This is a genomic window from Lactobacillus sp. UMNPBX19, assembly GCF_002553805.1.
GTDB lineage: Bacteria > Bacillota > Bacilli > Lactobacillales > Lactobacillaceae > Lactobacillus.
Map to the genome: position 1 here is coordinate 53,610 of NZ_PCYR01000002.1, position 14,035 is coordinate 67,644.

10 protein-coding genes and 3 pseudogenes are annotated in these 14,035 nt (G+C 34.9%); 2 read left to right on the forward strand and 11 right to left on the reverse strand.

The features are described from left to right. Positions 1–9: 9 nt before the first annotated feature. Positions 10–1,581 (forward strand): sodium:proton antiporter, encoded by a 1,572-nt coding sequence (locus tag CP370_RS01085; protein WP_087713383.1) that lies wholly within the window; start codon positions 10–12, stop codon positions 1,579–1,581. A gap of 32 nt (positions 1,582–1,613) precedes the next feature. Here the strand turns inward: CP370_RS01085 and CP370_RS01090 are convergent, their stop codons facing one another. After that, entirely contained in the window at positions 1,614–2,336 is a 723-nt protein-coding gene (locus tag CP370_RS01090) for a MerR family transcriptional regulator (RefSeq protein ID WP_087284399.1), read from the reverse strand. A gap of 29 nt (positions 2,337–2,365) precedes the next feature. After that, positions 2,366–3,451 carry a D-alanine--D-alanine ligase family protein gene (locus CP370_RS01095; RefSeq protein WP_012845490.1) on the reverse strand — a complete coding sequence of 362 codons (1,086 nt, stop codon included), beginning with the start codon at positions 3,449–3,451 and terminating at the stop codon, positions 2,366–2,368. Positions 3,452–3,610: 159 nt separating this feature from the next. On the opposite strand from CP370_RS01095, the gene CP370_RS01100 reads away from it, so the two are divergent. Beyond that, positions 3,611–5,137, forward strand: coding sequence for a CAP domain-containing protein (locus tag CP370_RS01100; RefSeq protein ID WP_087713384.1), 1,527 nt, complete (start codon positions 3,611–3,613; stop codon positions 5,135–5,137). Positions 5,138–5,161: 24 nt separating this feature from the next. Here the strand turns inward: CP370_RS01100 and CP370_RS01105 are convergent. The 9 genes and pseudogenes from CP370_RS01105 to CP370_RS01145 all read right to left on the reverse strand — a co-directional run bounded on the left by CP370_RS01105 (position 5,162) and on the right by CP370_RS01145 (position 13,998). After that, positions 5,162–6,018, reverse strand: a pseudogene (locus tag CP370_RS01105) (IS982 family transposase). Positions 6,019–6,098: 80 nt separating this feature from the next. Then, positions 6,099–6,392, reverse strand: a pseudogene (locus tag CP370_RS01110) (ROK family protein); the annotation flags it as partial. Positions 6,393–6,506: 114 nt separating this feature from the next. Beyond that, positions 6,507–7,865 carry an MATE family efflux transporter gene (locus tag CP370_RS01115; RefSeq protein WP_012845486.1) on the reverse strand — a complete coding sequence of 453 codons (1,359 nt, stop codon included), beginning with the start codon at positions 7,863–7,865 and terminating at the stop codon, positions 6,507–6,509. A 79-nt stretch (positions 7,866–7,944) separates the two neighbouring features. Next, positions 7,945–9,285, reverse strand: a complete 1,341-nt coding sequence (locus tag CP370_RS01120) for an MATE family efflux transporter (RefSeq protein ID WP_012845485.1) — start codon at positions 9,283–9,285, stop codon at positions 7,945–7,947. 126 nt (positions 9,286–9,411) lie between these two features. Beyond that, positions 9,412–9,708 (reverse strand): annotated as a pseudogene (locus CP370_RS01125) (helveticin J family class III bacteriocin); the annotation flags it as partial. 22 nt (positions 9,709–9,730) lie between these two features. Further along, positions 9,731–10,588, reverse strand: a complete 858-nt coding sequence (locus tag CP370_RS01130; RefSeq protein WP_012845484.1) for an IS982 family transposase — start codon at positions 10,586–10,588, stop codon at positions 9,731–9,733. Positions 10,589–10,962: 374 nt separating this feature from the next. Continuing rightward, a complete protein-coding gene (locus CP370_RS01135) occupies positions 10,963–11,802 on the reverse strand; it encodes a hypothetical protein (RefSeq protein ID WP_087713385.1) in 840 nt (279 codons plus the stop codon). A 21-nt stretch (positions 11,803–11,823) separates the two neighbouring features. Beyond that, positions 11,824–12,483 carry a TetR/AcrR family transcriptional regulator gene (locus CP370_RS01140; RefSeq protein WP_087284390.1) on the reverse strand — a complete coding sequence of 220 codons (660 nt, stop codon included), beginning with the start codon at positions 12,481–12,483 and terminating at the stop codon, positions 11,824–11,826. 165 nt (positions 12,484–12,648) lie between these two features. Then, positions 12,649–13,998, reverse strand: coding sequence for an amino acid permease (locus tag CP370_RS01145; protein WP_087713386.1), 1,350 nt, complete (start codon positions 13,996–13,998; stop codon positions 12,649–12,651). Positions 13,999–14,035 lie beyond the last annotated feature (37 nt).

The following is a 14,035-nucleotide window of genomic DNA, read 5'->3' on the forward strand; positions in this document are numbered from 1 at the left end:
GTAGATTTAATGGAACTTATGATTTCAACTTTTACCCTAGCAATTGCTGCAGCAATTAGTATTATCATTGCCCAAGCAATTGATAAGGTATCTGTTAACTATGTGAGCATGATCATTGGGATAATTATTGGTCTAATTCCCTTATTAAACAGCCAAGTTGCTAGCTTTGATTCAGAAATTTTTATGGAATTGATCGTAGCTCCACTTTTATTTTTTGAAGGTCAAAAAACTAGAATTAATAATATTGGTAGAAGAATTAAGGAAATCATCGGATTAACTGTAATTATGGTTCTTCTGGCCTTAATAATCAGTGGATTCAGTATTTATTTATTCACTAGCATTAGTCTTCCACTAGCCTTTATCATTGGTAGTATCAGTACTCCAACGGACGCAACGGCAAGTGAAGCCGTAACTAATGGTTTACGAATGACTAGACGGGTAACTTCCTCCCTAAAAGCTGAGTCACTTTTTAATGATACTTCGGGAATCATTTTACTTAATATGAGCTTGCTTTGGTTTGCCAATGGTTACATCAATTATGGACAAACCATTCATGACTTCTTTGTTTCCTCATTAGGTGGAGCAGTATTAGGTTTTGCAGTTGCTTGGATAATCATTATTTTTCGTCAAAGTCTCGTCAGATCACGATTTAATTCTTTAAATGCACAGAATTTAATTTATATCCTTACCCCGCTAGCACTTTATGCGTTAGCAGAAGATTTACATGTTTCCGGAATTATTGCAGTTGTGGTTGCTGGCTTATTACATAATGCAGAATCTCAGCAAAGTTTACTTCTTAATTCAAGACAAATTCATATGGGACGAGACTTGCAAAATCTTATTTCAGATATTTTCAACAGTATGGTTTTTATCATTTTGGGACTAATGATGGTCAGAATATCCCGGAATAAATTATTTAATGGTGACTTAGCCAAGTGGATTCTTGTTGGCTTCATTGTTTATCTCGCAAATTTACTTGTTCGTTATGTCTATGGACGTTTAGTTATTCGCTATGATCGACGAGAAAGTACTGTATTTTCACTTGGAGGTATTCATGGTGCTGTTACTCTTGCTCTAGCCTTAACAATTAGTGCTAACTTTTTAGGAACTAAAAACTACAATCTAGTTATTATGTCTGAAGCAGTTTTAATTATTTTGAGCATGCTTGTACCCACGATTGTATTTCAATTTATCCTTCCACATGAAGTTAGTGATGAAGAAGCACACATTGTTATGGAGAAGATCCGTAATGAAATGGTTAAGCGAGCTCTAATTTCAGTCCATAAAATGTACCTACCTAAAAGAGTTAAGCGCCATGTTATCTATACCTTACTCAATCAAAAAAGAGTTGTTAAAACGCGAGAATACATGCGTGTGTTGCTAAAAACAATTGATCAGCCTAATCTAACTAAATCAGAACAGTATTTACAACGTTTAGCATTTTTTAGAGCATTTGCTATTGAGCGTGAATATTTAGAAATGATTGGACAAAAAGAGAGTAAATATAGAACGTATATATTAAGTCTGTATAACGACGTATTACTAGCTGAATCATTAATTATTGAATCTGACGATGAATAAAAAAATAGGATGCCGCATTTCGGCATCCTATTTTACTTGAAAAAGCGATCCCACCAATGGTGTTTTTTCTTAGGGTGAATTTGCATTTGGGCTAAAGTACGGTGAATATTTTCTTCTACCTGTTGTTTACGCCTTTTTTCTTCGTTCTCTCTAGCTTTTCTTAAAATTTCTTCATGAGCTTCTTGCTCACTTTTTTGTTCTTCAGTAATCTCTTTGGCAGCTTCCTGATCTTTATTATTAGCCTCTTGTTTTTCTTTAGAATCATCCGATTCTGGTTCAGCTAATTGGTGTGAACGATCAATTAATTTTTTATTTTGAGCTTCAACACGTGCTACCTGCTTCTGCAAATCTTCAATTGCTTTGTTCTGACTTGCAATAGTATTTTGTAGCATCGTTAAAAGTTTTACTACTTGATCAGCATCAACAGTGGCAGTATTAGTAGCAACTGATTTTTGCATTTTTGCTGCTTTTTTAACTTCTTCAGTTTTCTTATCGCTTACTGCAAAGATTTGTCTAGCTGCTTCTTGCAAGGTTAAATCAGAATTTTTAGTCAATGCTCTAAAAGCTTTTAAATCTTCAATATCCTTTGCCGAGTACAAGCGAGACTTTTGCTTGGTTCTTTCATAGTAATCCTTATTTCCAGTAACCTTTTCCACGATTAAAGAATACTTTCTTAACGTTGCTACGCTAATATGAAGTTCTTCCGCCGTTTTTGCTGGGGCCTCAAGTTCTTCAAAATTATGGTCGCTTGCCATCCTAAATTCTCCCTTTACTTAAACTAAGTTTAATCATGTTTATGTAACAAAGTCTTCTTATGATCGTAGCGTTCCATTGCGTAATCAATTAATTTAGTAATTAAGTCAGTGTATGGAATTCCAATTTCTTCAAATAACTTAGGATACATACTAATATTAGTGAAACCAGGAAGAGCATTTACTTCTGTTAGAACAACTTCATTATCTTCACTACGAAGCATCGAATCGATACGAGCCAAGCCGCTACATTCAGTTGCTTGGAACACCTTTAAGGCATTCTTTCTAACTGTTTCAACAATTCCCTCAGGAAGCTTAGCAGGAATTTCTAAAGTTGATGTTGAGTCATCATCATACTTATTTTCATAGGTATAGAATGAATCTTTTGCGTTAATAATTTGACCAACACCAGCAACGATTGGTTTATCATTACCTAAAACAGCAGTTTCTACTTCAGTACCATGAACAGTTTCTTCAACTAAAACCTTATCATCGTATTTAAAGGCTTCCGCTAAAGCAACCTTATATTCTTTTTCGTTAGTAACATGACTTACACCAACTGAAGAGCCTTGGTTTGATGGTTTAACAAATAAATCTGAACCCAATTGGCTAGCTACGTATTCATAGTCTAACTTCTCGTTATCTGGATCGTTATATTCAAAACGCTTAACTGCAATCCATTTTGCTACAGGAACACCAGCACGTTGAGCGAGTATCTTAGTCATTTCCTTATCCATCGTTACAGCTGCTGCTAAAACATCGTCTCCAACAAATGGTTTATCTAAAACTCTAAATAGTCCTTGTAAACAACCATCTTCGCCTAAGTTTCCGTGTACAATTGGGAAAAATACGTCAATTTCAGGACGATCTTTTAATTCAATAATATTAGAAATATTAGCTACTTTATGAGGATTAGCCACTTCCATTTTAGGATTATCTAATACTTTGCGAGAATCTGCATCATCGGCTAAGTATCCATCGTTAGTAATCCACATTGGATAAACATCAAATTTATTAGTATCAATTTCTTCATAAATGTTGTGGGCAGACATGATAGAAACTTCATATTCTGAAGAATTTCCACCGAAGATCAAACCTATCTTAATTTTGTCAGTCATATTTTTATCTCCTTTTTGTCCTCGAAACCTTATTATAAACAATCGTGACGCTATAATGCATCAATTTCGAAAAAAAGTCTAAAAAGAATGCAATTTTTTTATAATTACGTTATATATATTACTAGCATGCTACTATATGATTCGCTAAAAGGAGTAATTATGACTTTTACCAAAAAAGCAGCCACTTTTTTAGCAACTATTGTGTTAAGTACAACTACTTCTACCGTTATAGTTACTAACGCACAGGCTGCAACCTTTACTAAAGATGAAATTCAAGAAGTTCATCAAATTCAAAATCAATATAAAAATTTACCTAAAGATAATTTTAATGCAGATACTCTTTATGCCAGCACTCCTCATCTCACGGCTCCCTTTTCACCCGGCTCTGTTACAAATTCTTATATCACTTCTCAATTAGATTATATTAATTTTTACCGAGCTTTATTTGATTTACCAAGTATTTCAACAAATAAAACCGATAATGATAACGCTCAAATCACGGCAAGCGTTATGGCTGCAATCAAAGCTAACCCATTCACTAACCAACATGGCCTCCCTAGTGAAATCAAACCTGATTATATTAATGATACGTATTGGACAATCGCCAAAAACGTCTCTGCAAGTTCAAACCTTAACTTTAATGTAAGTAATCAATCTGCTGGGGACGTAATTACAGATTTATTAACTGATACCTATAATCTTGATGGTTCAGACACAGGACACCGCGCATGGCTTTTATCTAGTCGACTTACAACTACAGGTATTGGCGCCGCTTATGGGGAAAATAATTATCGCTATTCTGTTCAACAAGTTGCCTATCCAAGTGATGGCTATAAAGCAGCTGCAAAAAGTACAGTTGCTTATCCAAATAGTGGCGTTTTTCCAATCGAATTACTTCAGGGAAATAATATTGCTTGGTCACTCTACTTATCTGACAAAACCATTTCTGGTATTCCCAAAATTACAATTACTGATCTCGATACCGGTCAAACAAGTCAAGCAACAAAAGTTAATAACTTTAGTAACAAAGGATACGGTTATTTCGACACTATTCTGACCTATTTTCCTGGAGATATTAAGTTAGTCTCAGGACATGAATATAACGTAAATATTTCTAATGTCTATCAGTACAGCTTTAAGCTTTTTAATCAAGTAGCGGCCAATCAACCAAAATTAGAAGTTTCGGAAGATAGCACTAAGACTAAAAACAAGGTTAAAAATTCATCTACTATCTCATCGTCTCAAAATATTAAAGAGGCTACTGATAAAACAACCCGCAATATCTTAAAACAAGCTGATGATCCTTCTTCAAATACAACTATTAAATCTGCTCTCTTACTTCAGGCAGAAGAGTTACGTGATTCTTTAAATAAAAATCGTCGCATGAACCCGATAATTTTTGGTCGTTCTTATCAAGACGGTTACTCTTACTACAATTTAGGTGAAGATCAATGGTTCCATAATTTCTATGTTTACAGTAATCCAGACCTAACTGCCGGCGTAGTAAATATTGATAAGAGTTCTCTTGATACTCATATTTACACTAGCCCTTATCCTAGTTTACAAAAAACAACTTCTAATCACGTTACCCCTGGAAAAAGCTATGCTTATTGTCAATCTATTACAACCAACCATACAACTTGGTATTATCTTGGTAAAAAGCAATGGATTAGGCAATTTAATTAATAAACTAATACTTTACGCGTGGTGCTAGTTAAATCGTTCTAGGCAATATGCCATGTTGTAAGCTAATATGGCGACTTCAAGCCGTTCTTGAAATCCGGTTAAACTTCTAGCTCGATTATTCTCGGCATTATAGTATGTTAACAACGAAAAATCACTCTCTATTGTTCTTCTAAGTGCCATCAAATAATGGTTATTATGCTTTTTAGCGTTCTTCATATTCTTTCGACAAGGTGTCCAAAGTATATAGCCCATCTTTTTAAGTTGGTGATGTAGATCTTTGCCTACATAGCCTTCGTCACCCAGAAGATAACGATTTTTAGGCTGAGCATTGACAAGCAATTCTATTGTTTCTCTGGCATCATTAACTGAAGCTTTAGTAATTGCATAATCAAGTAAATACCCATCATCACTAACAATCGCGTGAACTTTAAATCCATAATAGAATGTCTTTTTGGTCGCTTTATAACCTATATTGGCATAATCACTAAAGATCTTGGCTTGACAATTACGAACGGGCCGACAGACCGGAACAGGAAAGCTATCAATGATTAAAATATCACCTGACAAATCTACTTCTTCATTTAAGACATGACGAATTCGGTAGATTAATGGTAAAAGCATTCGAGTTCTGCGATTAAAGCGAGAGTGAGATAAATTAACTAAATGATCACAAAATCTTCTTTGAGATTCAATTCCTAGAGAAGCCTGCCAATAAGCATAGCTAAAATAGAGCTATCAGATACTTTGCACTGAGCAATATTTCGCCGATGCTTGATTTCATCAGAAGCGTAAAGCTTATACCAAGTTCGACAAATTATGTTCAAACGGCTAAAACTAACTTGTAAATGATGAGAAAAACGCTTAAGCTTAGGATAGTTCAATCTAGTCAGACTCTTTTCTATGATTATGTTTACAAGTCGAGTCTAACAAGATTGGACTTTTTTAGTAACTAAAACGATTTAACTAGCACCACGCGTAGATCCTTATATATTTCTGAAAAATCAATCCCATCAAGAAATGGCAATGCGCCACCGAAATGAATCTTCGTGTATTCAATTTTACCTGGTGCACAAAAAGCTAGACCCTTGATATCTTTTTCAGCGTAATTTTTAACTACTTGATCAACTGTCGTCAAGAACTTTTCTTTTTCATGTGGTGATTTTGTTTTGCCCTTTTCAATAATATTGCCGGCATTGTCTAACAAAGCATATTTTAAGTTAGTCCCACCAATATCAATACTTAGATAATTTTTCATCTCATATGTATTCGCTTTCATTATCATTACCACAATTGTACTCAAAGCTCAAAAAGCAAACAAGCCAAATATTGATCATAATTTGGCTTGTTTGACATTATTTAGTTTAAAATTTTACGCTTCTTTTCTAGTTTGTTGGCTGATTAAAGCAAAATCAAGATGACGATAAGCATTCAATAAAACTATGGTACTTAAGAACCAAGTAGCCGGATAAATCCAGTTGGCCATCCGAATATCCTGGAAAAATGGCTTGGTACCTAATAAAACTGCTAACCTTACTACAACCCAGCAAAGCATCATTGCTAACATTGGGATCGTCGCTTTCCCTGCACCACGCATTACTGAAGCAATTAAATGCGTAATCGCAACCAAGAAAAAGAAGAAACCACAAACTCTTGCACGCCCAACACCAAAGGCGACGACCGAAGGCGTCGGATCAAATAGCGCGATCAGTTGCGGCGCAAAGGTAAATACGCTTAAGCCGATTATTTCCGCAATCAGCACTGCCAAAATCACTCCAAACCGAACACCCTCTTTAATTCGCTTAATTTTTCCGGCACCAAGGTTTTGCGCCACAAACGTCGTCAAAGCTAAAGTGAAACTAGTTACTGGTAGAAAAGCAAAACCCTCAACGCGAGTATAGGCCCCGATTCCTGCAACTGCATGTGCACCAAACATGTTGATATATGATTGAATAACCACATTAGACACGGAAATTAACGAATTCTGTAATCCTGATGGTAAACCATAATCAATCGTCAGCTTCAACATCGGCCGATATATTTTAAGATGGCGCAGATCTACCCGACTTGGACCTTTTAGCTTACGCAATTTATTATAAGCAAGACAAGCAGAAAATGTTTGTGCTATTACTGTAGCCAAAGCTGAAAAGCCAACGCTTAAATGAAGCCAATAGATAAAAATAATGTCAAAAGCAATATTTACTACTGATGAGGCAATTAGGTAATACAAAGGACCCTTACTATCACCATTGGCTTGAAGGATACTAATAAAAGTGTTGTACATAACAAAGCCCATTGATCCCAAAAAGTATACTCGTAAGAATTCTACTGATTCAGGCATAATGCTTTTTGGCGTTCCCATTAATATCAGAATTTGTGGAGTCAACACTACACCAATGATTATCAACAAAAAGCCACAAATAAAGCCCACAGCAACCACTGTAGCCACTGCTTCGCGTGTGTGTTGATCAATTTTAGCACCAATACATTGTGCTATTACTACTCCTGCACCCATCGCTAGTCCTTGGAATAACCCGATTAGCAACATGATCAAACTTCCAGACGATGAAACTGCAGCTAAAGCATTCGACCCAATTACATTACCAACTACCAACGAATCGGCAGCACTATACATTTGTTGGAATAAATTTCCCAAAAATAGTGGAATTGCAAATTTAATTATCTGACTTCGATATGAGCCTTCAGTCATTACAATCGCGTCATTATCCACCTAATTCCCCCTTACTTATCCAAACCGTTAAATAAATATCATCTTAACTTATAATTTAATTAAATCACAGGGAAAACAACTATACAAACAGTGACTTGGTTCTCCAAGTACCATGATGCCACCGGTAGATCATCAACATTGCGCGCAAACTTTCATCGATCGCATATGCAATCCATACACCTACTAACCCCATATGAAAGACAATTGCCAATAAATATGAAAATGGCAAGCTAATTAGCCATAGCACAGTTAAACTACATGCAAGCGGAAATCTAACATCCCCACTCGCATTTAATGATCCTACCAAAGTCATATTAACCGCTCTTGCTGCTTCAAGAATAATTTCGACCAAGAAAACCCAGCGTGCCAATTCAATGATTTCAGGTTTATTTGTATAAATATGCATAATTGGCGTAATAAAAATAAAGGTCACGATTGAAATTGAAGTTGAAATTCCCACATTTTGTACCATTGACCGAAAGCCTCTTTGATATGCTCCTTCGAAATCTTTTGCGCCAACAGTACGACCAATAACAATTTGATTTCCTTGACATAAGGCTGAAGCCGTTAAAAATACAAATTGGGTAATCGCTGAAACATACGATTTGGTAATCAATACATTAGTTCCTAAAGTAGCAACAATCATTGTGACTACCACTTGAGCCCCAGAATAAGAGACTGATTCACCTGATGAAGGTAATCCTAACTTAAGAATTTGTTTTAAAAATGGTATCGAAAACCGTTTGAAGTTAACTTTTAACACATTGAACTTCACATATCGCTTAACTAAATAAATTGCTACAATCCCCGCACAAAATTGGCCAAAGATACCTGAGATTGCAATCCCTCTAACGCCAAAATTAGGTAAGCCGAATGGTGAGAACAGCACCAAATAATTCCCACAAACCGCAAGAATATTAGCGATAGTTGGCACAATCAAAGCTTGCAAGGTTAAACCATGCGTTCTCAAGCAAGCTAACATGACAGAATTTAACGCCAAAATAATCGTTCCTGTTCCATACAGCTGCATATAAGGGATCGCAATTGCAATTACATCATCTGGAATGTTCAAGAAGCGTAACAGAGGGTATGGCAAAAGAATAAAAATAGCTCCTAAAAGCAGACCAATTCCAATTGCTCCAAAGATTGCTGTATTCATTACCTTAGGAATCTCTTTGTGTTTTTTGGCACCAAGAAATTGCGCAATCATGATTTGTGTACCTACCGTTACAAACCCATAAACATTATATGAAAAGCCAAGAAATTGGTTGCAGGCACCAACAGCAGCTACAGCCACTTCATCAAAGTGAGAAATCATCCATACATTGACGTTTCCCACCATCACATTGAAGAGAAATTCAATAAAAATTGGCCAGCTTAGAATGATTAATTCTTTGTCTGATCGGTTTAAAAACTTCATGGCAATACCTAACCTTTCAAAATAAAATTGAAACCGTTTTATTCGATTTGTACATATTTTATTCTATACACATAAAAGGTAAAGACAAAAGCTATACTTTTTTCAATTAATCTTGATATCTGAAATTTAGTCCCAAGCTAATTCATAAACCTTATTTGAAACAGTTTTATTTTTACCGTTAACATTAGCATGGTATGCAACAATTAAGTAACCGTGATTCTCATCAATGATTTGGATACTTTCAACTTCACTATGTTCACCTGAAATATCTAATCCACCAAATGCACTTAAATTTACATTTTCCCATTGAGATTGGTCATTACGAGCATAAAATGGAATCTTTACAATTTCCTTGTGATAGTATGACCATGAACCATTACTTAAACTTGGTGATTTTTGACTAGTAATATAAATATTACCAGAATTATCTAGATCACGCGTGGTGCTAGTTAAATCGTTCTAGACAATATGCCATATTATAAGCTAAAATAGCTATTTCTAGCCGCTGTTGAAAGCCTACTGGACTTCTTGCTCGATTATTCTCAGCGTTGTAATAACTAAGCAAAGAAAAGTCGCTTTCAATGCTTCTTCTAATTGCCATCAATTGATGATCATTATGCCTTCTAGCTCCTTGCATAGTTTTACGATATGGCATCCAAAGCACATATCCCATGCGCTTTAGATTAGTAGCTAGATTTTTGCCTAAATAACCTTCATCTCCTAAAAGATAATGGTTGGCTGGATGAGCATTGATCATCAATTCTACTGTCTCTTTGGCATCATGTACTGACGCTTTAGTAACTGCATAGTTAAGCAGATAGCCATCATCGCTTACTATTGCGTGGACCTTGAAGCCATAATAATAGACTTTCTTGGTTGCTTTATAACCAATATCAGCTACGCCCCGAAAGATCTTGACACGATAATTGCGAACAGGCTGGCAAACTGGCACTGGGAAACTATCAATAATCAAAAATTCTCCAGCTGTCTTTACTTCTTGATTCCAAGCCTGACGGATACAACGAATTAGAGGCAAGAGCATCCGAGCTCGCCGATTAAAGCGAGAATGAGACAAGCCAACAAAGAATTTACAAAATCTTCGTTGAGACTCAATCCCAATTTCAGTTTGCCAAATGAGCATCGCTAAGATAGAACTATCAGGAAGCTTGGTCTGATCAACATTTTTACGATGTTTAAGTCCATCAGGCGCATAAAGCTTATATAGCGAGCGACAAATTACATTTAACCGATTAAAACTAACTTGTAAATGGTGAGAAAAACGCTTAAGCTTGAGATAGTTCAATTAGATCAGACTCTTTTCTATTTAAATTACTTACAACTTGAGTCTAGTCTAATTGGACTTTTTTATTAACTAAAACGATTTAACTAGCACCACGCGTATACTTTAAAAGATCTTATAAAGTAACTAATTTGCAATTTAAGAATAATTAATGGTTTCAACTTGATTTAAAGCTTAATTACTGTAAAAATAAGTATTGAGAAATGGTTGAGGACCCTTACAAGAGCCATTATGGCTGTTGCATATTACAATTATTTTATACCCTAACTACTTTACACTTACTTTAATACAATTAAGATCATCCAATCCAGCGCCATTTCCCAAAAAAAGGTCTCAGGTTTTAACCTGAGACCTTTTTTTGTGTGCTTATTAAAATTTTATTCAGCGCTAGTAATTTGCCAAGTAATAGTACTAATTACAAACAAAACTACACCAACAATTACTAATTCCAAGAAAATGCCACTAGCTACTTCTAAAAAATAACCAATATTTAAAATAAAACTTTCAACATCAAAAATTGTTGGAATAAATGCTAGTAATCCAAAGATCACAATCATACAAATTGCTGCTCTCATCCCTCCAGCAGCAACCATCTGAATTAAACGTCGAGTTGAAACAATTTCGTGCAATCTTTTAATTTGCTGATAAGCTAAGATACCTACAAAAATAATTATCAAAATGCTCAAAACTAACAACACTATTTCAACGTTTGCCATTAAGGTGGCATTTGCTAAGCCAAAACTCGTTATAATTGCATATAGACCACTATTTTTATTCTTCCTAAGCTTTTCTTGTACTGATTTGGCTTCCATGGAAGAATTATCATCTATTTTTGTTAATATAATTTTTCTAATTTGACCAGCTAAACTTGAATTTTCAGCTCTAAATAGATGGATGCCCAAAGTATAATCAATCATCGCATCTGCAATTGGTCTTGTTTGTTCAACGGTAAGAAGATTATTAGTGCTATTATTACTACTTCTATCAGCACCAATTGCCGCAGCGAAATTATCAAATTTATGATTAATATATCGTTCAGCTACTACTCCGTTGCTTTCCTTTGCAATTTGACTCTTCATAAAAATTGGATTCATAAAAGTTACTAAGCCAAAAAATAAGACCACAATTGTAAAGATTGCAATTCCAAAGGATCTTTTATCATGCACAGTTTGAGCTTGATCAATTCTACGTAACTCACTGCGTGTGCGTACTGCCATTTCCTAGACCTTCCTTAAAAATTAATTGTCAAACATCTCATTAATTGTTTGGGTCAAAGTAGCTAGTTCATATTTTTGTAAAGCAGATTTTGCCTCATCAATTGTTTGATCTATCTTAGACTCATCCATTGATAGAAATGTTGACATAAAAGTTTTTACCATTATATCAGAAATTTGATCTGCATCTAAATCCAATTCAGCACGTTTTATGTATAAACTTCCGCCAGCTGTGACAATAAAATTTAAGCCAATCTGAACCTGACGGTCACTTCCAAGCTCATGCTTAACCCCTTCATTTCTAAGCCAATCGTCAAGAATTTGACTCCAGCAATCTAAGGAATCACTATCACTTAAAATACTTTTAACTACACGCTCTACTCCTTCATCTTGAATACCTTGTTCTAAAATTAAATAAATAAAAATTTTCATTTTAGAATATGTATTTAATTCTTTAAAATCAGTCGCATTTAAACTCTTTAACACAGCGGTCATAAAGTTGGTAACAATTTCTGTAATTAACAAATTTTTATGTGGGTAGTAAGATTGGAGCAATGATTTAGAAATCCCCGACTTATCTGCAATCATTTGCAGCGATACATTCTCCATCCCTCTCTTTTTCAGAAGGATAAAAGTATTGCGTAATATTTCATGCCGTCTTACTAAATTTTTTTGTCTTGCCATATCTTTTTCCTCGTACTATTTATTCTATTCCTATACAGTATAGCGTTTTCATAGTGTTAATTACAATTATTATACCAAGTCCTATTACTAATAACGAATTAGGATTTATTTTTTTAAATTAATCCTATATAAAAAACTGACGCCTTGTCCGTCAGTTTCTTCTCACTATTTACTTTTTCTTCTCGCTAAAAGAGTATAACTTAAGGCTAAAGCCAGAATAAAAATAATTGAAATAATTAATGGTAGTCTAGTTGCTGGAATTAGGGCCAATATTACTAAAATTACTAAATAGAAAATTATTGTAATCCAGCTCGTTATCGGAAAACCGGGCATTCTAAACTTGCCAAGTTGTACCTTATTTTCTGCTCGATACTTCAAGTGAGTCCACATAATGATTATCCAAACCATAATAAAGTTAATTGTTGAAACACTAGAAATAATATCAAAAACTTGAGCCGGCATAATATAGTTAAGAATTACTACAATGAATAGAATCAAAGATGAAAATGTTAAGGCATTATTCGGAACAGCCTTTTTACTTAACTTGCCGAATCTCTTAGGTGCATTATTTCCGCGAGATAGAGCATATAAGGATCGACTAGTTGAAAAAATTGCACTATTTGTCGCTGACATTGCTGCTGTTAAAACAACAAAGTTCAAAATTCCGGCAGCTGCTGGAATACCAATTGCTCCAAAAACTTGTACAAACGGACTTGTTGTAGTAACAATCTTATTCCATGGATAAACTGCCATAATAGCAATCATTGAGCCAACATAAAATAATCCAATTCTAACTGGCAAAGTATTTATTGCCTTGGGAATATCTTTATCAGGATTAGCTGTTTCACCAGCTGTCAAGCCCACAATTTCAATTCCTACAAATGCAAAAACTACCATCTGGAATGACTTCAGAAAGCCCCAGGATCCTGTTGGAAAAAAGCCACCATAGTTTACCAAGTTACTTAGCGAAACGGTTCTAGAATCGATTTTAGTATGCATAATTAAAAGAATTAGCCCCGTAATGATCAAAGCTAAGATAGCTAAAACTTTAATCATGGAAAACCAACTCTCAAGCTCTCCAAATAGACCCACATTAACCATGTTAACTAACATTAACAAAATCACAATTACTAGTGGTCCTACCCATTGAGGCAAATCTTTAAACCAATATTTCAAATAAATTCCCGTTGCAGTTAAGTCAGCCATCGCTAAACTAAGCCAGCATAGCCAGTAAGTCCATCCCGCAACAAATTCCATTCTATTTCCAAGATATTTTTTTACTGATTCAATAAATGAGTGTTGCTCAGGATCTTCTAAAATTAATTCTCCTAAAGCTCTCATCATAAAAAAGCTAATAATACCAACGATCAAATAAGATAAGATAATTGATGGACCAGCACTTTGAATAGCTGTACCAGACCCTAAAAATAATCCAGTACCGATCGCTCCACCAATTGCAATCATTGTTACATGACGGCTCTTAAGTGACCTTTTTAGCTTCTCCTTTTCATCCATTTTGTAGTAGTCCCCCCTTAAAGACAAAAATGCCCCT

Bases quoted from the DNA above. Each gene is read 5' to 3' on its own strand.
- CP370_RS01085 (WP_087713383.1), top strand. From the start codon at position 10: ATGGAACTTATGATTTCAACTTTTACCCTAGCAATTGCTGCAGCAATT.
- CP370_RS01090 (WP_087284399.1), bottom strand. From the start codon at position 2,336: ATGGCAAGCGACCATAATTTTGAAGAACTTGAGGCCCCAGCAAAAACG.
- CP370_RS01095 (WP_012845490.1), bottom strand. From the start codon at position 3,451: ATGACTGACAAAATTAAGATAGGTTTGATCTTCGGTGGAAATTCTTCA.
- CP370_RS01100 (WP_087713384.1), top strand. From the start codon at position 3,611: ATGACTTTTACCAAAAAAGCAGCCACTTTTTTAGCAACTATTGTGTTA.
- CP370_RS01120 (WP_012845485.1), bottom strand. From the start codon at position 9,285: ATGAAGTTTTTAAACCGATCAGACAAAGAATTAATCATTCTAAGCTGG.
- CP370_RS01135 (WP_087713385.1), bottom strand. From the start codon at position 11,802: ATGGCAGTACGCACACGCAGTGAGTTACGTAGAATTGATCAAGCTCAA.
- CP370_RS01140 (WP_087284390.1), bottom strand. From the start codon at position 12,483: ATGGCAAGACAAAAAAATTTAGTAAGACGGCATGAAATATTACGCAAT.
- CP370_RS01145 (WP_087713386.1), bottom strand. From the start codon at position 13,998: ATGGATGAAAAGGAGAAGCTAAAAAGGTCACTTAAGAGCCGTCATGTA.